This window comes from Umezawaea tangerina (assembly GCF_003002815.1).
In the GTDB taxonomy this organism is placed as follows: Bacteria; Actinomycetota; Actinomycetes; order Mycobacteriales; family Pseudonocardiaceae; genus Umezawaea; species Umezawaea tangerina.
On record NZ_PVTF01000004.1, the window covers coordinates 653,132 to 672,386 of the forward strand.

The window sequence follows — 19,255 nt, forward strand, 5'->3', positions numbered from 1 at the left end:
CGTCACTACTCGAAGCTGACCGAGCCGACCTTGTGCGCGCCCACCGAGGCGCCGATCGGGTCCAGCACCTGGGTGTCGACCTGGCGGTCCACCCGCAGCAGCATGAACGCGTCCGAGCCGTCCGTGGTCTGGCTGATCTGCGCGGCCTCCACGTTCACGCCCGCCTCGCCCAGCAGCGTGCCGACGGTGCCCATGACGCCGGGGCGGTCCGGGTACTCCAGCAGCAGCACGGTGCCCTCGGCGCGCAGGTCGAAGCTGCGGCCGTTGATGCCCACGATCTTCTCGACCTGGTCGAGACCGGTGAGCGTGCCGGACACCGAGAGCACGGTGCCGTCGACCTGCACCGCGCGCACCGTGACGAGGCTGCGGTGGTTCGCGCTCTCCGGCTCCTTCACCAGCTCGACCGCGACGCCCAGCGACGACGCCAGGTTCGGGGCGTTGACGAAGGTGACCTGCTCCTCGACGACGCTGGAGAACACACCGCGCAGCGCGGCCAGCGGCAGCACGGCGACGTCCTCGTTGGACAGCTCGCCGCGCACCTCGACGGCGACCGAGCGGGGCGCCTTGGTCGACAGCGCGGCCAGCACGGTGCCGAGCTTCTGCACCAGCGGCAGGTACGGGCGGACCTCCTCGCCCACGACGCCACCGCCCTGGACGTTCACGGCGTCCGGCACGAAGTCGCCCTGCAGCGCCAGCAGCACCGAGCGCGCGACGTCCGTGCCCGCGCGGTCCTGCGCCTCGGTCGTGGACGCGCCCAGGTGCGGGGTCACGACGATGTTCGGCACGCCGAACAGCGGGCTCTCGGTGGTCGGCTCGGTGGAGAACACGTCGATGCCCGCACCGCCGACCTGGCCCTCGCGCACCGCGTCGGCCAGCGCCTGCTCGTCCACCAGACCACCGCGGGCGGCGTTCACGACGATCACACCGCGCTTCGCCTTCGCCAGCTGGTCGGCACCGATGAGCCCCTTGGTCTCAGGCGTCTTCGGCAGGTGGATGGAGATCGCGTCCGAACGCTCCAGCAGCTCCTCCAGCGTGACGAGCTCGATGCCGAGCTGCGCCGCGCGCGCCGCGGAGACGTACGGGTCGTAGGCGATCAGGTTCACGCCGAACGCCGCGACACGGGCCGCGAACAGCTGCCCGATCTTGCCGAGGCCGACGACGCCCACCGTCTTGCCGTTGAGCTCGATGCCGTTGAAGGAACTGCGCTTCCACGTCCCCGCCTGCAACGTGGCGTGGGCCGCGGGCACCTGGCGGGCGACCGACAGCAGGAGGGCCACGGCGTGCTCGGCGGCCGACACGATGTTCGACGTGGGCGCGTTGACCACCATGACACCGCGGGCGGTGGAGGCGGGCACGTCGACGTTGTCGAGACCGACACCGGCGCGCGCGACGACCTTCAACCTCGTGCTCGCGGCGAGCACCTCCGCGTCCACCTTCGTGGCGGAGCGCACCAGCAGCGCGTCGGCGTCGGCAACGGCTTCGAGCAGCGCGGGACGGTCGGTGCCATCGACATGGCGCACCTCGATCCCGTCACCGAAAACGTCGAGCACCGAGGGGGCCAGCTTCTCGGCGATCAGGACAACAGGTCGGCTCGTGCTCACGGACGTTGCTCCCAGGGCATCGGGGATCAGATGGGGAGCGCGGGCCACGGCCGGATGGGCGCCGTCGGCAGCCGCGCCGACCGGCCACGGCAATGTGTCCGGACTGTTAACGAGTCTAGTCAGCGAGGTCTCGGGAGCCGACGTCGGGTGTCCCACCTCACCAGGGGATTCACCAGTACGGGTGTCCCGGTGACCTGCGGTCTCATGGTGTGGGAGGGGTGGGGTGGAGGGTTCGGGGGTGGGGGGTTGGAGGTTCGGGGTGGGGGTGGATTTGGGGGGTGGGTTGGGGATTTTTGGGGGGATTTTTTTGGGGGGCACCCCGGTCGCCGAGTGTTCTATGCCCACTCCTGTTTGTCAAGACGATAGGGCTGTCTTGACAAACAGGAGTGGGCATAGAGGTGGCTTCTCGGCGGGGTGCGTGGGGGGAGTGTGGGTGGGGAGGGCATCCGACGCTCCGCGACGGACACTGCATCCTCGGCTGCGCCGTCGGACAGGGCTCTAGGCGCTCCGCGCCGGATGCGGGGTGGCGGGCTGCGCCCGGTGGGGGATCCTCGCTGCGCGTCGGACTGGGCATCCTTGCTGCGCGGCGGACAAGGCTCTAGGCGCTCCGCGCCGGATGGGGGTGGCGGGCTGCGCCCTACGTTGGGTTGGTGTGTTTGGTTTCGCTGTTGGGTGGGGGCGTTCGTGCTGCGTGTTGGCAAAGCGTCCTGGGCTTTGCCCTCTGACGAAGCGGTTGGTGGTTACCAGGGTTCGTCGAATTCGCCGTCTTTGGCGCCGAGGATGAAGGCGTCCCATTCGGCGGGGGTGAAGACGAGGACTGGGCCTTCTGGGTGGGCGGAGTTGCGCATGGCTACGTAGGTGATGCCGTCGGTGTGTTCGACGAAGGCGATCTCGACGTGTTCGCCGTCGGGGTCGCCCTCGTCGCCGCGCTGCCACTGGGCGGCGGTCAGGTCGAGGTTGCCGCGCACGTGCGCCTTGTCGTCGTAGATCGGCGCGCTTTCCGTCATACCCCTAGGTATACCGGAGCCCGCGGTGCTCGTGGCATCGCGGGCTCCGGTGGTCGCGGTGCAGCTCAGACGGTGTCGGTGAGGGGGCGGTCGACCCAGGACATGAGGCCGCGCAGCTTCTTGCCGACCTCCTCGATCGGGTGCTGTTCGCCCTCGGCCTGCAACTTCTTGTAGTTGTTGCGGCCCGCCTCGTCCTCGGCGACCCACTCGGTCGCGAAGGTGCCGTCCTGGATCTCGCCCAGGATCTTCTTCATCTCCTCCTTGACCGCGGCGTTCACGACGCGCGGGCCGCGGGTGAGGTCGCCGTACTCGGCGGTGTCGGAGATGGAGTAGCGCATGCGGGCGATGCCGCCCTCGTACATGAGGTCGACGATGAGCTTGAGCTCGTGGAGGACCTCGAAGTAGGCGATCTCGGGGGCGTAGCCTGCCTCGGTCAGGACCTCGAAGCCGGTCTGCACGAGGGCGGAGGCGCCACCGCAGAGGACGGCCTGCTCGCCGAAGAGGTCGGTCTCGGTCTCTTCCTTGAACGTGGTCTTGATGACGCCGGCGCGCGTGCCGCCGATGCCCGCCGCGTAGGACAGCGCCAGTGCCTGGGCGCCGCCGGTGGCGTCCTGGTGGATGGCGATGAGCGCGGGCACGCCCTTGCCGTCGACGAACTGGCGGCGGACGAGGTGGCCGGGGCCCTTGGGGGCGACCATGGCGACGTCCACACCGGACGGAGCCTCGATGAGGCCGTAGCGGATGTTGAAGCCGTGGCCGAAGAAGATCGCGTCGCCGTCCTTCAGGTTCGGCGCGATGTCCTTGGCGTAGATGTGCCGCTGGGCGGTGTCCGGGGCCAGGATCATGATCACGTCGGCCTCGGCGGACGCCTCGGCGGGCGTGAGCACGCGGAGACCCTCTTCCTCGGCCTTGGCACGCGACTTCGAGGTCTCCAGGAGACCGATCCGCACGTCGACGCCGGAGTCGCGCAGGCTCAGCGCGTGGGCGTGGCCCTGGCTGCCGTAGCCGATCACGGCGACCTTGCGGCCCTGGATGATGCTCAGGTCCGCATCGTCGTCATAGAAGATCTCGACGCTCATGGTGTTACTTCTTCCTTCCCTACCAACGAGAAATTCGGGTTAGCGCACCGCGGTCGCGGTGATGGAACGAGCGCCGCGGCCGATCGCGACCATGCCGGACTGCACGATCTCGCGAAGCCCGTACGGTTCCAGCATCCGGAGCAGCGCGTCGAGCTTGTCAGACGTGCCCGTGGCCTCGACGGTGACCGCCTCCGGCGAGACGTCGACGACCTTCGCGCGGAACAGCTGCACGGTCTCCAGGACCTGGCTGCGGACCGTGGCGTCGGCCCTGACCTTCACGAGCAGGAGCTGCCGCTGAACCGAAGCGGTCGGCTCCAGCTCCACGATCTTGATCACGTTGATCAGCTTGTTGAGCTGCTTGGTGACCTGTTCCAGGGGCAGCTCGTCCACCGAGACGACGATGGTCATCCGGGAGATGTCGGGGTACTCCGTGCGGCCGACGGCCAGGGACTCGATGTTGAAGCCCCGGCGGGAGAACAGCCCCGCGACGCGGGCGAGCACGCCGGGCTTGTCCTCGACCAGGACGCTCAGGGTGTGGCGGGTCATCACAGGTCCTCATCGAACAGTGGGCGGATGCCGCGAGCGGCCATGATCTCGGAGTTGCCGGTGCCCGCGGCGACCATGGGCCACACCTGGGCGTCCTTGCCGACCACGAAGTCGATGACGACCGGCCGGTCGTTGATCTCCATGGCCTGCTTGATGACGGCGTCGACCTCTTCGCGGGACTCCGCGCGCAGACCGGCGCAGCCCATGGCCTCGCCGAGCAGCTTGAAGTCCGGGATGCGGTGCTTGTGCGTGCCGAGGTCGGTCTGCGAGTAGCGGCCCTCGTAGAACAGGTTCTGCCACTGGCGGACCATGCCCAGGTTGCCGTTGTTGATGACGGCGACCTTGATCGGCAGGCCCTCGATGGCGCAGGTGGCCAGCTCCTGGTTGGTCATCTGGAAGCAGCCGTCGCCGTCGATCGCCCAGACCGCCTTGTCCGGCGCCCCCGCCTTGGCCCCCATGGCCGCGGGGACCGCGAAGCCCATCGTGCCGAGCCCGCCGGAGTTGATCCACGTCCGCGGGTTCTCGTACTTGATGAACTGCGCCGCCCACATCTGGTGCTGGCCGACCCCCGCCGTGTAGTGCGCGTCCGGGCCGACCAGCGAACCGATCCGCTCGATCACGTACTGCGGCGACAGCGTGCCGTCCGACGGCCAGTCGTAGCCCAGCGGGTAGGTCTCCTTGAGACCGTTCAGGTACGCCCACCACGGTGCCAGGTCGACCCGCTTGTCCGAGTGCTCGACCTCGACCCGGATCGCGTCGACCAGCTCGGTGATGATCTCCTTGCAGTCGCCCACGATCGGCACGTCCGCGCGCCGGTTCTTGGAGATCTCGGCCGGGTCGATGTCCGCGTGCACGACCTGCGCGTGCGGCGCGAACGACGACAGCTGGCCGGTCACCCGGTCGTCGAAGCGCGCGCCGAGCGCGACCAGGAGGTCGGACTCCTGCATCGCGGCGACCGCGCCGACCGAGCCGTGCATGCCGGGCATGCCCATGTGCTGCGGGTGCGAGTCGGGGAACGCGCCCTTGGCCATCAGGGTCGTGACGACCGGGATGCCCGTCGACTCGGCCAGCCGCAGCAGCTCCGCGTGGGCGTTCGCCTTGATCACGCCGCCGCCGACGTAGAGCACCGGCTTGCGGGCCGCCGCGATCAGCTTCGCGGCCTCGCGCACCTGCTTCCCGTGGGGCCGCGTGGTCGGGCGGTAGCCCGGCAGGCGCAGCTCCGGCGGCCAGGAGAACGTGGTCGTCTCCTGCAGCACGTCCTTGGGGATGTCCACCAGCACCGGGCCGGGTCGGCCCGTCGACGCCAGGTGGAACGCCTCCGCGATCGCCCGCGGGATCTCCGCCGGGTCGGTCACGAGGACGTTGTGCTTGGTGATCGGCATCGTGATGCCGCAGATGTCGGCTTCCTGGAACGCGTCCGTGCCGATCAGCGCCCGGCTCTGCTGACCGGTGATCGCGACCACCGGGACCGAGTCCATGTTCGCGTCGGCCAGCGGCGTCACCAGGTTCGTCGCACCCGGCCCCGACGTCGCCATGCACACGCCGACCTTGCCCGTGGCCTGCGCGTACCCGGTCGCGGCGTGACCCGCGCCCTGCTCGTGGCGCACCAGGACGTGCCGGACCTTCGTCGAGTCCAGCAGCGGGTCGTAGGCGGGGAGGATCGTGCCACCGGGGATGCCGAAGACGATTTCGCAGCCGACGGCTTCGAGTGAACGGACGAGCGACTGGGCACCGGTTACGCGGATCGGGGCTCCGCTCGGCGGGGCCGGTTTGGGCCGCGGGCCGGGGCGGGGCGACTCGCCAGGGGCCTGTCGCGAGGTTGCGCTAGTCATCTGTCTGCCTCGTGGTGTCGGATGCGGTGGTTGGGCCCACCTGGGGGTCCGGGCACGAAAAAACCCTCGACAACCCGAACGGGTCGTACGAGGGTCGCGCGTCGACGCAGCTGCTACTGCCTAGGCGTCGACGCGCCTGGGAAGTACGAGAACGAGCGTGCGCTGCATGGCGGTGACGTTAACCGTGAATCACGGGAACCGTCAACTGGGCGGGATCGGATTCCCGGATCGTGGACGTGATGTGCTGCACGAACACGGGGCGGAGTCACCCGTGCGGCTGACCGGTGCGACCATGTCCGACGTGGACAAGCTGGTCTTCCGAATCCCCGCCGTCGCCCTGCTCGCCTCCGGCGTCGGCATCATCTGCGTCACGCCGGTGGCGTTCGCCGTACCGGGGTTGCAGGTGCTCTACGTGCTGCCGGTGGCGTTCGCGGTGTGGGTGCTGCGGAACCGGACGACGGTCGACTCCGAGACGATCGTGGCACGCGGGGTGTTCGGCAAGCGCGTGGTGCCGTGGACCGGGGTGAAGGCCATCAAGCTCGCCGAGCGGTCCTGGCTCAGCGCCGTGCTGACCGACGACAAGCTGGTGCGGCTGCCCGCCGTGCGGATGATGCACCTGCCCGCGCTGGCGGCGGTCAGCGGCGGCCGGATCGCGGATCCCACAGTGCGCGAGGAGCCCGCGGCCGAGGAACCAGCCGTGGAGGAACCCTCGGTGGAGGAACCGGCCGTCGAGGTGCCTGCCGTCGACGAGGATGCCGCGATGGAGTCCGGCACCGTGGAGCCGACGTCCGCCGAGCACGGGGACGACCTGCCCACGGCGGACCCGGCGGGCTCCCCCGCGGGCAAGCCGTCGGCCGTCGACCGCGAGGACGCCGAGCGCTCGTAGTACCCGGTCCCCGGACAGCGGGTCCACGAGAGGGGACCGGTCGGTTCGGCGGACGTCACCCGGAAGCAGGACGCGGTCGCCCGGTTCACGCAGGCCCAACCCCGTGCCTCCGTAGAGTCGGACGCGTGCTCAAGACCTCCCGCGTCCCCCTGATCAGCCTCGTCCTGGCGCTCGCGGGACTCGCCGTCTCGGTGTACCTGACGATCGCCCACTACGGCGCCCCCGAGCTCCTCGTCTGCTCCGAGAACAGCGTCGTCGACTGCGCCACCGTCACCAGCAGCGAGCAGTCCGAGCTGCTGGGGATCCCCGTCGCCGTGCTCGGCGCGCTGTTCTACGCGTTCCTCACGGCCATCTGCCTCCCGTGGGCCTGGCGGAGCGCGAGCCCGTGGGTCGGCTGGGTCCGGCTGGCGTCGGTCGGGGTCGGGGTGCTGTTCGTCGTCTACCTGGTCGCGGCCGAGTTCCTGCTGATCGGGAAGATCTGCCTGTGGTGCACGGTGGTGCACGTGATCACGCTCGCACTGGCCGGTCTCCTGGTCGCCGCGGCGCTGCGCCCGAGTAACGTCTGAACCACCGCTCCACCGCACGTCACGCCCACCAGGCGTCTGAAACCACTGCTGCGCACTCAGATCTTGGAGGAGCCGTGCCCTCGCTACGGTCCCGAATCACCACCCACGGCCGCAACGCCGCGGGAGCCCGTTCGCTGTGGCGGGCCACCGGCATGACCGACTCGGACTTCGGCAAGCCGATCATCGCCATCGCGAACTCCTACACCCAGTTCGTGCCCGGTCACGTGCACCTGCGCGACCTCGGCGACATCGTGGCCGAGGGCATCCGCGAGGCGGGCGGCGTGCCGCGGGAGTTCCACACGATCGCGGTGGACGACGGCATCGCGATGGGGCACAGCGGCATGCTCTACTCGCTGCCCTCGCGCGAGGTGATCGCGGACGCGGTCGAGTACATGGTGAACGCGCACCAGGCCGACGCGATCGTGTGCATCTCGAACTGCGACAAGATCACGCCGGGCATGCTGAACGCGGCGCTGCGGCTCAACATCCCGGTGGTGTTCGTGTCGGGCGGGCCCATGGAGGCGGGCAAGGCCGTCGTCGTGGACGGGGTGGCGATCCCGTCGAGCGACCTGATCACGACGATCTCGGCGTCGGCGAACGCGAACGTGGACCAGAGCGGGCTGGACGAGGTCGAGCGCTCGGCGTGCCCGACGTGCGGGTCGTGCTCCGGCATGTTCACCGCGAACTCGATGAACTGCCTGACCGAGGCGCTGGGTCTCGCGCTGCCGGGCAACGGGTCGACGCTGGCCACGCACGCCGCGCGCCGCGACCTGTTCGTCGAGGCAGGCAGGACCGTCGTGGAGCTGGCCCGCCGCTGGTACGAGCAGGACGACGAGTCCGCGCTGCCCCGGTCCATCGCGAACCGCAAGGCGTTCGAGAACGCCATGGCGCTGGACATGGCGATGGGCGGCTCGACCAACACCGTGCTGCACATCCTCGCCGCCGCGCAGGAGGGCGAGATCGACTTCACGCTCCAGGACATCGACGACATCAGCCGCCGGGTCCCCTGCCTGTCGAAGGTGTCGCCGAACTCGGACTTCCACATGGAGGACGTGCACCGCGCGGGCGGCATCCCCGCGCTGCTCGGCGAGCTCGACCGCGGCGGCCTGCTCAACCGCGACGTGCACTCGGTGCACAGCCCGTCGCTCTCGGAATGGCTGGCCGAGTGGGACGTGCGCGGAGCTTCCCCCTCCGAGCGGGCCGTGGAGCTGTTCCACGCGGCGCCCGGCGGGGTGCGGACGACCGAGGCCTTCTCCACCTCGAACCGCTGGTCCTCTTTGGACACCGACGCGGCGGAGGGGTGCATCCACGACGTGGAGCACGCGTTCACCAAGGACGGCGGGCTGGCGGTGCTGCGGGGGAACCTGGCGGAGCGCGGGGCGGTGATCAAGGCCGCGGGGATCGACGAGGAGCTGTGGCACTTCGAGGGGCCGGCGCGGGTCGTGGAGAGCCAGGAAGAGGCCGTGTCGGTGATCCTCAAGAAGGAGATCCAGGCCGGGGATGTGCTGGTCGTGCGGTACGAGGGGCCTGCCGGTGGGCCGGGGATGCAGGAGATGCTGCACCCGACGGCCTTCTTGAAGGGGTCCGGGCTGGGCAAGAAGTGCGCGTTGATCACGGACGGGCGGTTCTCGGGCGGGTCGTCGGGGTTGTCGATCGGGCACGTGTCGCCGGAGGCGGCAGGCGGCGGGGTGATCGGGTTGGTGCAGGACGGGGACCGGATCCTGATCGACGTGCACGAGCGGCGGCTGGAACTGCTGGTGGACGAGGACGTGCTGGCGGAGCGGCGGGCGAAGATGGAGGCGAGTGAGCGACCTTGGCAGCCGGTGGATCGGGTTCGGCCGGTCACGGCGGCTTTGAGGGCTTATGCGCGGTTGACGACGGATGCGTCTACGGGGGCTGTTCGGGATCCGTCGCGGTAGTTCCGGGGTCTTGGGTGGCCGGAATTGTCGGACCCTCTGAGTAGGTTGTGCATCGGGGGGTCTTCACGGGCGGGGGACCTTTGGTCTGGTTTGTCCGGGTCAGGAAGGGGAAGCCCGGCCCCCGGCGCGCGATTGTCTCAATGCCTGATCTTGCTTGTCAAGACGATAGAGCTGTCTTGACAAGCAAGATCAGGCAGGAGGGCGCTGTGGATCGGGGGCAGAGGGGAAGTCTGGCTTCGCCAGCATCGAGCTCCGCCTGACCAGGCATCGGGCTCCGCCCGACACTGCATCCTCGCTGCGCGTCGGACAAGGCATCGGGCTTCGCCCGACAAGGCCCCAGGCGCTCCGCGCCGGATGCGTGCTGGCGGGCTGCGCCCAACGGGGCGGGGGGTGGCTGGGTGGCTGGGTGGCTTTGGTGGTTAGACGGAGCGGAAGACGTAGAGGGTTGCGGCTACTGCGGCGGCGGAGATGACGAGGAAGATGCTGCCGCTGAGGAGGGGGCGGCGGAACCAGCTGCGGCCGTAGTCGAGGGCGGCGCGGCCGGGGCCGGTGAAGAGGAGGGTGAAGGCCATGACGGCGAAGGAGGACTCCTGTTCGACGCCGGGTGCGCCGAAGAAGCCGCCGCCCCACTTCACCACGATGGCGTTGGCCATGACGCCGAGGATGCCGGCGGCGGCCAGGGGGGTGAACAGGCCGAAGACGAGCAGGATGCCGCCGCCCAGTTCGGTGACGCCGGTCACCCAGGACAGGATGCGGGCCTCGCGGAAGCCTGCGGACTCGAGGAACTTGGCGAAGCCGTCGATGCCGGGGCCGCCGAACATGCCGAAGACCTTCTGGAGCCCGTGCACGACGAACGCGGCGCCGAGGGCGACCCGGAGGACGAAGAGGCCCAGGTCGGTGCCGCCGTTCCAGGCGAACACGCGGCGGCGGTCGTAGTCGTCCTCGAAGTGCGAGGACACCGGGTCGACCGGGGTGTAGCCCGTGTTGTCGAAGGACTTGGTGCTGGAGTCGAAGGACTGCGTGCCGTCGTCGAAGTGGTGCACGCCCCCGCTCGCGCTGCTCGCCGGGTAGAACCCGTCGTCGGGGTAACCACCTGAGCCGGAACGGTCGTCGTGAGTAGCCACGAACCGGCACGATAGGAGAATCGGGCGACGTTGGCGAGGGTCCATTCCGCCGGACCCGCTGCTGCGGATGCCGAGGCGGGCCCTCAGTAGTCGCCTTTCACCAGGTTGAGGGGCTGCTCACCGGCCGCGAACCGGGCGATCTCGCGGGTGGCGACCCCGTAGGAACGGCGTTCGGACCCCGTGCAGCTCCCCGCCACGTGCGGCGTGAGGAACAGGCCGGGGGCGGTCCACAGTGGATGGTCCTCGGGCAGCGGCTCGGGCTCGGTGACGTCCAGGGCGGCCCGGAGGCGGCCGCTGGTGAGCTCGGCGACCAGCGCGTCGGTGTCGACGACCGGGCCGCGGGCGGCGTTGACCAGGATCGCGCCGTCGGGCATCGCGGCCAGGAACGCGGCGTCGACCATGCCCGTCGTCTCGTCGGTCAGCGGCACGACGACCAGCACGGCGTCGTGCTCGCCGAGCAGCACGGGCAGCTCGTCCATGCCGTGCACGCGGTCGCGGGCGGTGCGGCCGACCAGGGTCGCGGTCGCGTCGAACGGCTCCAGCCTGCGCCGGAACTGCTCGCCGAGGTCACCGGCGCCGACGACCAGCACGCGCTTGTCCTGGAGGGTGTCGGTGCGGTGGAAGTCCCAGCGGCGCTCGCGGCGGGCGGCGTCGAACGCCGGGAAGTCGCGGTAGATCGAGAGCAGCGCGCCGATCGCCCACTCCGCGGTGCTGCCGCCGTGCGCGCCGCGGCACGTGGACAGCAGCACGCCCTCGGGGAGGGTGCCGATGAAGCGCTCGGCGCCCGCGCTGAGCAGCTGGACCAGCTCGAGCTTCGGGAGCTGCGCGTAGACGTCGGACGGGTTCGTCCCCTGGAGGAACTTCGGCACGAGCACGCGGGCGTCGGCGGCTTCCGGTGGCAGCGGTTCGCCCGCCTCGTAGCGGACGGCGCGGACACCGTCCACCGAGGACAGCGCGGACAGGCCGTAGTCGTCGGGGACGAGCACGATGAGCGTCACCCCTGCAAGCTACGGCACACTGTCGCGCATGCAGGAGCACGACGTCGTCTCGGCGGACGGCACGCGGATCAGGGTGTGGCGGTCGGACGCGGAAGGGCCAGTGGTGCTGCTCTGCCCCGGCCTCGGCACGACCCCGGAGACCTGGCCCGCGCTGCTGCTGCCGACGTGCGGAGTGCGGGCGCTGAGCTGGTACCACCGCGGCACGATGGGGTCGGCGCGACCGGAGGACGAGTCGCGGATCGCGCTGGCCGACCACGTGGCGGACGCGCTCGCGGTCCTGGACGACGCGGGCATCGAGCAGTGCGTGGTGCTCGGCTGGTCGATGGGCGTGACGGTCGCCGCCGAACTGGCGTTGAAGCACCCCGACCGGGTGTCCGGGCTGATGCTGGTCGCGGGCGCCCCCGGCGACTCGTTCGAGTCCATGCTCGGCGTCTCCGGCCTGCCGTCGGACCTGCGCAGGCTCGTCGGGCTGACCGGCGCGAAGGCGCTGCGCGCCGCCGGTCCCCTGCTGGACCTGGTGCTGCACCGGCTGCCGATCAACGACGTGACCACGTTCCTGCTCCGGCACAGCGGCCTGATGCTCGCCTCCAGCGCGCCCGAGGCCGTCGCGGGGTCGATGAGCCGGTTCATGAAGCACGACTGGACCTGGTACTTCACGTTGGCGCTCGCCCTCGGGCAGGTGCCGAGGCAGGACCTGACCGGCGTGACCTGCCCCACGACCGTGCTCGCCGGCAAGTACGACCTGCTGGCGTCACCCGAAAGCATGGCCGGTCCCGCGGGGACGTTGCCCCAGGCGCGGGTGCGCGTGCTCCCGACCAGCCACTTCCTGCCGCTGGAGGCTCCGGACGTGCTCGCCGAGGAGCTGTTGCTGCTGGTCGACCGGGTCGACGCCGTGCACCGGGCCCTGTGCGACCTCGACCCGCCGCCACTCACCTCGGGTTCACGGCAGCGCGCCTAGTGTCACCTCTCGTGTCACGTCCTCAGCGGTTGCTCCGCGCGGTCCTGGCGAGCACGGCCCTCTGCCTGCTCGCCACCGGCTGCGCGAGTTTTCCCGAGCAGCCGTCGCCCGCGGGCTGGAGCGCCCAGCCGCAGCTCACCCCCCAGGCGGGCCCGACACCCGAACTGCCAGGCGGACTGCCGCAGGCGGGCGGTGAGCAGCAGGGCGGCCAGCCCCCCGCCTCCGTCCCCCCGCCCGAGGGCTGCAAGGACTTCAGCCCCGCCGTCGTCGCGACCTGCCTCAACCCGATCTCCGGTGTCGCGCTGACCGACGTGAACCAGTCCACCGGTGTCGTCACCGCTCTCGCGACCGAACGCACCACCGGCAAGCTCCTCAAGGTCACCAAGGACGTCGACCCCGTCGAGGTCGCCAGCTTCCCCGTCGACGCCACGTCCGACGGCGGCCTCACCGGCCTCACCCTGTCCCCGTCCTACGGCGAGGACCAGCTCGTCTACGTCTACCTCACCACCGACACCGACAACCGCGTCGTCCGCATCGCCCCCGGCGACACCCCCAAACCGGTGCTCACCGGCATCCCCAAGGGCCCCACCGGCAACCGCGGCGTCCTCGGCTACGACCGCGAAGGCGCCCTGCTCGTCGCCACCGGCGACGCGGGCAACCCCGCCCTCGCCACCGACCCGACCTCCCTCGCGGGCAAGGTCCTCCGCATCGACGCCGCGGGCCACCCCGCCAAGGGCAACCCCACCACCGGCTCCGCCGTCCTCACCAGCGGCCTCCGCTCCCCCGGCGGCATCTGCGTCTCCGCCGACGGCACCAAGACCTGGGTGACCGACGCCACCCCCACCGCCGACGTCCTCTACCGCGTCGACGCCGGCAAACCCCTCACCACCCCCGCCTGGTCCTGGCCCGACAAACCAGGCGTCACCGGCTGCGCCTCCCTCTCCAACATGATGTGGGTCGCCACCTCCAACACCCCCGGCACCCAGATGATCGCCATGAACCCAGAAGGCGCCTTCACCGGCAAACCAGAACCCTTCCTCGACAAGGAAAACGGCTTCGGCCGCATCGGCCCCCTAGTCGCCCTCGACGACAACACCGCCCTCGCGGGCACCGTCAACAAAGCAGGCGGCACCCCCATCTCCAGCGACGACCGCGTAGTCATCATCGTCCGCGACGCCGCCAGCGGCGGCAGCAAGGACTAGCAACAACAAAAACAGACGGCAGCGAGCAAACGAGCAAGCACGCACCAACCCCACACATTGGGCGCAGCCCGCCAGCGCGCATCCGGCGCGAAGCGCCTGGGGCCTTGTCCGCCGCGCAGCAAGGATGCCCTGTCCGACGCGAAGCGCGGATGTTTGGTCCGACGGCACAGCCGAGGATGCCTCGTCGGACGGAGTCCGATGCTTGAGTCGGCGGAGCCGATGCTGGCGAAGCCAGACTTCCCCTCTGCCCCCGATCCACAGCGCCCTCCTGCCTGATCTTGCTTGTCAAGACAGCTTCACCGTCTTGACAAGCAAGATCAGGCATTGAGACAATCGCGCGCCGGGGGCTGGGCTTCCCACGAGTGGGAGGGCCGGGACTGGGCTTCGCACGGTGGGAGGGCCCTGGCTGAGCTTCACCACGAGTGGGAGGGCCGGGACTGGGCTTCGCACGGTGGGAGGGCCCTGGCTGAGCTTCACCACGAGTGGGAGGGCCGGGACTGGGCTTCGCACGGTGGGAGGGCCCTGGCTGAGCTTCACCAGGGGTGGGACGGCCGGGGCTGGGCTTCACCAGGGGTGAGAGGGCAACAGCCAAACTCCCCCAGCGAGCAGAACACCAGCCCTCACGAACCCAACACCCTCACCCAGACCCCAAACAAACAAACGGCCGCCTCAACGGATCCACCGCCACCGCATCCGCCAACGCCACCGCAGGCGAAAACCCCGAAGCCAACCCCCGGTGGTAATCCCCCATGGCCGCCGCAGCAGGCTCATCCCCCACCCGGCTACTGGCCGCGATCACCGTGTGCGCCCCGCTCGCCAGCATCGCCCCCGCGAACCCCAACGCCTCGTCCCCCGGCCGGATCCGGTTCAACGCCAGTTCGCACGCCGCCAACACCACCTGCCGGGGCGGCCGCCGCACCCGTCCCACCTCGTGCGCGAACAACGCCCCGTCAGCCAGTTCCAGCCGCGAGAACAGCGCGTTCTCCGGTTCGTGTTCCCCGTGGGCCGCGATGTGCGCCAGCGTCACGCCGTCCAGCGCCGCCAGCACCCGGACGACCCTCGCCTCGTCCCCTCCGATCGCGGTCGCGTCCACGTGGTAGGTCGCGAGCTTGTCGATCTCGCCTTCCGCCGCTTGCAGCCCTGGTCCGCGGACCAGCAGGACCCCGTGCCCGGAGTCGACGTCCGCTCGCGCGGTGGCCAGCCAGGCGGTGGCCGACGGCACGACGGTCGTGGGCCGGGACTTGCAGGAGGCGAGCACGCCCCAGGGCACCACGTACAGCGCCCCGGTCGGCACGATCACCAGTTCGCGGTCCCCCAGCATCCCGGCCAGCGGCCGCAGCAGCTGCCGGTCCAGCTGGTCGGCCTGCCGCCGGGCGGACGCCGAGATCACCTCGGCCAGCGGTGCGGGCAGGTAGTCGGGTGCCAGGGCGTTCAGGTCCGCGTGCAGCCGCAGCGCCGCCTCGGTCGCGGCGGCGGCGGATCCCAGGCGCACCAACCGCACCCGACCACCGGCGACCACCACGGCCACCATCGAGTCCCCCGACGACGCGAAGCTGATCATGGCCCGTTCGCCGAGCTGCGCCTGCACCTCACGCACGTCCGCCACCGGCCGCGCCTTGCCCCACGGGCTCGCGCTCCACCCGAGCCGCATCGCGTCCCGCTGGCTGGTCGCGTACCGCACCTCCAGCGTCGACGTCGGGTGCCCGTCGAGCCGGGCCCGCAGCAGCGCCCGGCTGAGCTGCCTCACCTCGGCGATCCGCTCGGACAGCTCGGCGTCCACAGTGGACTCGACCGGCTCGTACCGGTACATCTGCGCGCGGGTGCGCTCCAACCAGGTGAACAGCCGCCGCGCCGACGCCGCCGACCCAGACCCGTCCAGCACCAGCCGCACCGCCAGCTCGCCGAGCTCCCGCCCGTGCAGCGCGGTCCCCGACACCAGCTCCAGGCCACCCATCTGGTCCCGCATCCGCCCCAGCTCGGCGAGCCCCGCCTTCGCCTGGGCGAGCGCGACACGCCGGTTCCCGGTGGCCAGCGCCAGTTCCGCGCGGCACAGCCGCAGCAGCATCCGGTGGTCGATGGGACTGGTCCGCCGGGTGCGCGGCACGTCGCGCAGCAGGTCGGCGGCTCGGTCGGTGTTGCCCCGCCGCACTTCCACCCGCACCGCGAGCGCGTACGCGACGGCGGCGTGGTCGCGCAGGTTCAGCGAGGTCAGCAGCCCGGCCAGGTCGAGCGCGCGCTCGACCACCCGAGCGGACGGCCGCTTGCTCCCCAACGCCCGCAGCACGTCCACCCGCAGCACGATCAACCCGGCGACCGCCGCCCACGCCGGGCTGCCGCGGCGGACCAGCCTGCGCTGCGCCGAGTTCGCCATCCGCTTCGCGGTGACCTCGTCGTCGTCCAGGAGCGCGGCCGCAGCGCGGAACAGCTCGGCTTCCGCGATGTCCTGGCCGATCCGCTGCTTGCGCAACTCCGGCAGCACCGCGTCGAGGTGGCGGGCGGCCTCGTCGACCAGCCCCACGCTGATCATGGCCTCGGCCTGGTCGATCCGCAGTCGCGGCAGCAGACCGGGCAGGCCGTGGTCCTGGTAGGCCTTGTTGGCGTCCTCGTAGCGGCGCAGCGCGGCGGGCAGGTCGCCCTCCTGCTTGAGGACGTTGCCGAGCGCGTGCTGCGCGATCGCCGCACGCACCGGGACGTCGTGGACGGTCGCGAGGTCGACCACGCGGTTCAGGTCGCGCTTCGCGAGGTCGGTGCGGTGGATCTCGCCGTAGGCGTTGCCGCGGTTGGACAGGGTGACGACCAGCGACTCCACCAGCGGGACCGGGTCACCGGTGGCGTCGGCGAGGCGCTGCTCCTTGCGGGCCACGCTGAGGTCGAGGTGTCCGATGCCCTCTTCGACACGACCCACCCGGCACAGCAGCCCGCCGTGGTTGCCGTCCACGAGGCTGTAGAGCTCATCACGCAGGTCCGGGTCCGGCATGGCCGAGAGTTGTTGCCTGGCAACGGCCAACTGGGTCAGACCGTCGTCGAGACTTCCGGTTTCGGCGAGCCCGAAGGACAAGGTGACGAGCAGGCGGGTGCGGATCTCCAAGCGCTCGACCTCGTCGATGCCGGGCGTCTCCAGGAGGGCCGAACCGCGCTCCAGCAAGCGGATCGCGTGGAGGTAGCGGCCCGCGAGGGTGGCGGCACGACCGCGGTGGAGGAGTTCACGGGCGCGGTCGACGGCTCGGCGCGCCGCCTCAACGCGAGGAGTGCCGCGCGGAGGTTCGGCGGGCGCAGGTGACGGCACAGTCATATGAGAGCACAAACGCCTGCCGGGCACTGCCGTCCGGTCGGGCACCAACCCGATCACCGACAGCACCCGACAGGCGTTTGCGGGAGTGCTAGTTGGCCCCGACGGGGTTCGACTCGGAGTGGTACGGACCGCCGTTCGGCTCGGCGGGGGTCTCCGGCTTGGGCGGCACCGGCAACGGGGTCTCGTCGCCCTCGGTGCCCGCCGGGACGATCGCGTCGATCTCTTCGATGAGCTTGGGGTCGGTTTCAGCAGCCATGGTTGTTCTCCCCTAACAAACAGGCGACCCGAACGGGCCGGCGACCTGAACCACATTTCATGATCATTTCGAGCCCCCCGGCTCGATTGAACGGCCTAAGCCTTACACAGATGGACGCTTCTTCGATGAGTATTTTCACCCATTGCGACGAAAAATATGGCTCAGCTCACCTCTGACCAGCGTTTACGTATCACTTGACGCCGCAAGCACCACCCGTTCGGAGCAAGCCCCTAACGCAGCGGAGGCGTTGTCCGATCCGCATAAAGCGGCCGAACAACGCCTCCGACGTGGAATAGCCTAAGAACAGCGGGCGATCACGAGTTCGCGCACCCGTTTGGCGTCGGCCTGGCCCTTGGTGGCCTTCATGACCGCGCCGACGATGGCGCCCGCGGCGGCAACCTTGCCGTCGCGGATCTTGTCGGCGACGTCGGGCTGGGCCGCCAGGGCCTCGTCGACGGCCTTCTCCAGCGCGCCGTCGTCGGAGACGACCTTGAGGCCGCGCGCCTCGACGACCTGCTCCGGCTCGCCCTCGCCGTCGAGGACGCCGATGACGACCTCGCGGGCGAGCTTGTTGGTCAGCGCGCCCTCGTTGACGAGCGCGACGACCTTCGCCACCTGCGCCGGGGTGATCGGCAGCGCGCCGAGCTCCACGCCGCGGGTGTTGGCCTGCTGCATCAGGTACGACACCCACCACGACCGCGCCTCGACGGACGTGGCGCCCGCCTCGACGGTGGCCGCGACGAGGTCGATGGCGTCGGCGTTGACCAGGTCGCGCAGCTCCGCGTCGGTCAGGCTCCACTCGGCCTTGATGCGCTTGCGGCGCTCCGCGGGCATCTCGGGCAGCGTGAGCCGCAGCTCCTCCACCCATTCGCGCGACGGCGCGATGGGCACGAGGTCGGGCTCCGGGAAGTACCGGTAGTCCTCGGCGGTCTCCTTGCGACGACCCGCGCGGGTCGTGCCGGAGGCCTCCTCGAAGTGCCGCGTCTCCTGCACGATCTCGCCGCCCTCGGCGAGGATCGCGGCCTGGCGGGTCATCTCGAACCGCACGGCCCGCTCGACGCTGCGCAGCGAGTTGACGTTCTTCGTCTCGGTGCGCGTGCCGAGCACGCCGGAGTCCTTGGGGCTCAACGAGACGTTGGCGTCGCAGCGCAGCGAGCCCTGGTCCATCCGCACGTCGGACACGTCGAGCGCCTTGAGCAGGTCGCGCAGCGCGCTGACGTAGGCGCGGGCCACCTCGGGCGCGCGCTCGGCCGTGCCGGGGATCATCTTCGTGACGATCTCGATCAGCGGTACACCGGCGCGGTTGTAGTCGAGCAGCGAGTGGTCAGCGCCATGAATTCGCCCAGTTGCGCCGCCCACATGCAGCGACTTGCCGGTGTCCTCCTCCATGTGCGCGCGCTCGATCTCCACGCGGAAGATCTCGCCGTCGTCCAGCGTCACGTCGAGGTAGCCGTTGAACGCGATCGGCTCGTCGTACTGGGACGTCTGGAAGTTCTTCGGCATGTCCGGGTAGAAGTAGTTCTTCCGCGCGAAGCGGCACCACTCCGCGATCTCGCAGTTCAGCGCGAGACCGATCCGGATCGCCGACTCGACCGCGACGCCGTTCACGACGGGCAGCGCGCCGGGCGCGGCCAGGCAGACCGGGCACACGTGCGTGTTCGGCTCGCCGCCGAACTCGTTGGCGCAGCCGCAGAACATCTTGGTCTTCGTGTGCAGCTCGACGTGCACCTCAAGACCCAGCATGGGGTCGAACCGCGCGACGACCTCGTCGTAGTCCATCAGGTCAGCAACGCTCGTCACGCTTTCCCGTCCTTCCGCAGACCTCGCACGGCCAGCGCCGCGCCGGTGATCGCGACGGCGATGCTGGCGGCCGCGTTCGCGAGCGCCAGCTTGTCCTTGTCACCCCTGGCGGTGCGCAGGGTGGAGAAGGCGCTCGCGGCGGCGGCGACCGCGCCGAGCAGGCCCATGATCCCTCGGGCTTTCCTCATC

General features: G+C 70.4%; 17 protein-coding genes. 6 read left to right on the forward strand and 11 right to left on the reverse strand.

What is annotated here, in order from left to right; all coding sequences use genetic code 11:
* Positions 1–5: 5 nt before the first annotated feature.
* The 5 genes from serA to CLV43_RS17100 form a co-directional block, all read right to left on the reverse strand.
* Positions 6–1,601, reverse strand: coding sequence for a phosphoglycerate dehydrogenase (serA, locus tag CLV43_RS17080; protein ID WP_106188134.1), 1,596 nt, complete (start codon positions 1,599–1,601; stop codon positions 6–8).
* Between the two features lie 740 nt (positions 1,602–2,341).
* Positions 2,342–2,608, reverse strand: coding sequence for a DUF397 domain-containing protein (locus CLV43_RS17085; protein WP_106188135.1), 267 nt, complete (start codon positions 2,606–2,608; stop codon positions 2,342–2,344).
* A gap of 65 nt (positions 2,609–2,673) precedes the next feature.
* Positions 2,674–3,687: a ketol-acid reductoisomerase gene (gene ilvC, locus CLV43_RS17090; RefSeq protein ID WP_106188136.1), complete on the reverse strand. Its 1,014-nt coding sequence runs from the start codon at positions 3,685–3,687 to the stop codon at positions 2,674–2,676.
* A gap of 39 nt (positions 3,688–3,726) precedes the next feature.
* Complete coding sequence (gene ilvN, locus CLV43_RS17095; protein ID WP_106188137.1) at positions 3,727–4,233, reverse strand: acetolactate synthase small subunit; 507 nt, start codon at positions 4,231–4,233, stop codon at positions 3,727–3,729.
* Positions 4,233–6,065: an acetolactate synthase large subunit gene (locus CLV43_RS17100; RefSeq protein ID WP_106188138.1), complete on the reverse strand. Its 1,833-nt coding sequence runs from the start codon at positions 6,063–6,065 to the stop codon at positions 4,233–4,235. The genes ilvN and CLV43_RS17100 overlap by 1 nt, the downstream gene beginning before the upstream one ends.
* A 271-nt stretch (positions 6,066–6,336) precedes the next feature.
* Here CLV43_RS17100 and CLV43_RS17105 point away from each other — a divergent pair, with 271 nt between their 5' ends.
* The 3 genes from CLV43_RS17105 (at position 6,337) to ilvD (ending at position 9,436) form a co-directional block, all read left to right on the forward strand.
* Positions 6,337–6,951, forward strand: coding sequence for a PH domain-containing protein (locus tag CLV43_RS17105; protein WP_170155866.1), 615 nt, complete (start codon positions 6,337–6,339; stop codon positions 6,949–6,951).
* Positions 6,952–7,076: 125 nt separating this feature from the next.
* The gene (locus CLV43_RS17110; RefSeq protein ID WP_106188140.1) at positions 7,077–7,517 is read left to right on the forward strand and encodes a vitamin K epoxide reductase family protein; all 441 of its coding nucleotides are present in this window, start codon (positions 7,077–7,079) and stop codon (positions 7,515–7,517) included.
* 74 nt (positions 7,518–7,591) lie between these two features.
* Positions 7,592–9,436: a dihydroxy-acid dehydratase gene (ilvD, locus tag CLV43_RS17115; RefSeq protein WP_106188141.1), complete on the forward strand. Its 1,845-nt coding sequence runs from the start codon at positions 7,592–7,594 to the stop codon at positions 9,434–9,436.
* A gap of 419 nt (positions 9,437–9,855) precedes the next feature.
* On the opposite strand, the gene CLV43_RS17120 is transcribed toward ilvD, so the two are convergent.
* Together CLV43_RS17120 and CLV43_RS17125 are read right to left on the reverse strand one after the other, a co-directional pair.
* A complete protein-coding gene (locus CLV43_RS17120) occupies positions 9,856–10,560 on the reverse strand; it encodes a DoxX family protein (RefSeq protein ID WP_106188142.1) in 705 nt (234 codons plus the stop codon).
* 83 nt (positions 10,561–10,643) lie between these two features.
* Complete coding sequence (locus CLV43_RS17125) at positions 10,644–11,558, reverse strand: 2-hydroxyacid dehydrogenase (protein ID WP_170155867.1); 915 nt, start codon at positions 11,556–11,558, stop codon at positions 10,644–10,646.
* Positions 11,559–11,586: 28 nt separating this feature from the next.
* On the opposite strand from CLV43_RS17125, the gene CLV43_RS17130 reads away from it, so the two are divergent.
* On the forward strand, positions 11,587–12,516 hold the full coding sequence (locus CLV43_RS17130; RefSeq protein WP_245886548.1) for an alpha/beta fold hydrolase: 930 nt from the start codon (positions 11,587–11,589) through the stop codon (positions 12,514–12,516).
* 11 nt (positions 12,517–12,527) lie between these two features.
* A complete protein-coding gene (locus CLV43_RS17135) occupies positions 12,528–13,718 on the forward strand; it encodes a PQQ-dependent sugar dehydrogenase (RefSeq protein ID WP_106188144.1) in 1,191 nt (396 codons plus the stop codon).
* Positions 13,719–14,355: 637 nt separating this feature from the next.
* On the opposite strand, the gene CLV43_RS17140 is transcribed toward CLV43_RS17135, so the two are convergent.
* Positions 14,356–16,863: a CHAT domain-containing protein gene (locus CLV43_RS17140; RefSeq protein WP_245886552.1), complete on the reverse strand. Its 2,508-nt coding sequence runs from the start codon at positions 16,861–16,863 to the stop codon at positions 14,356–14,358.
* 9 nt (positions 16,864–16,872) lie between these two features.
* On the opposite strand from CLV43_RS17140, the gene CLV43_RS50065 reads away from it, so the two are divergent.
* Entirely contained in the window at positions 16,873–16,998 is a 126-nt protein-coding gene (locus tag CLV43_RS50065) for a hypothetical protein (protein ID WP_281262163.1), read from the forward strand.
* Between the two features lie 100 nt (positions 16,999–17,098).
* Here the strand turns inward: CLV43_RS50065 and CLV43_RS47810 are convergent, their stop codons facing one another.
* The 3 genes from CLV43_RS47810 to CLV43_RS17150 all read right to left on the reverse strand — a co-directional run bounded on the left by CLV43_RS47810 (position 17,099) and on the right by CLV43_RS17150 (position 19,254).
* Positions 17,099–17,266, reverse strand: a complete 168-nt coding sequence (locus CLV43_RS47810; protein WP_170155868.1) for a hypothetical protein — start codon at positions 17,264–17,266, stop codon at positions 17,099–17,101.
* A 297-nt stretch (positions 17,267–17,563) separates the two neighbouring features.
* Positions 17,564–19,066: an Asp-tRNA(Asn)/Glu-tRNA(Gln) amidotransferase subunit GatB gene (gatB, locus tag CLV43_RS17145; protein WP_106188146.1), complete on the reverse strand. Its 1,503-nt coding sequence runs from the start codon at positions 19,064–19,066 to the stop codon at positions 17,564–17,566.
* Positions 19,063–19,254 carry a hypothetical protein gene (locus CLV43_RS17150; protein ID WP_106188147.1) on the reverse strand — a complete coding sequence of 64 codons (192 nt, stop codon included), beginning with the start codon at positions 19,252–19,254 and terminating at the stop codon, positions 19,063–19,065. Before CLV43_RS17150 ends, gatB begins: the two co-directional genes overlap by 4 nt.
* Position 19,255 lies beyond the last annotated feature (1 nt).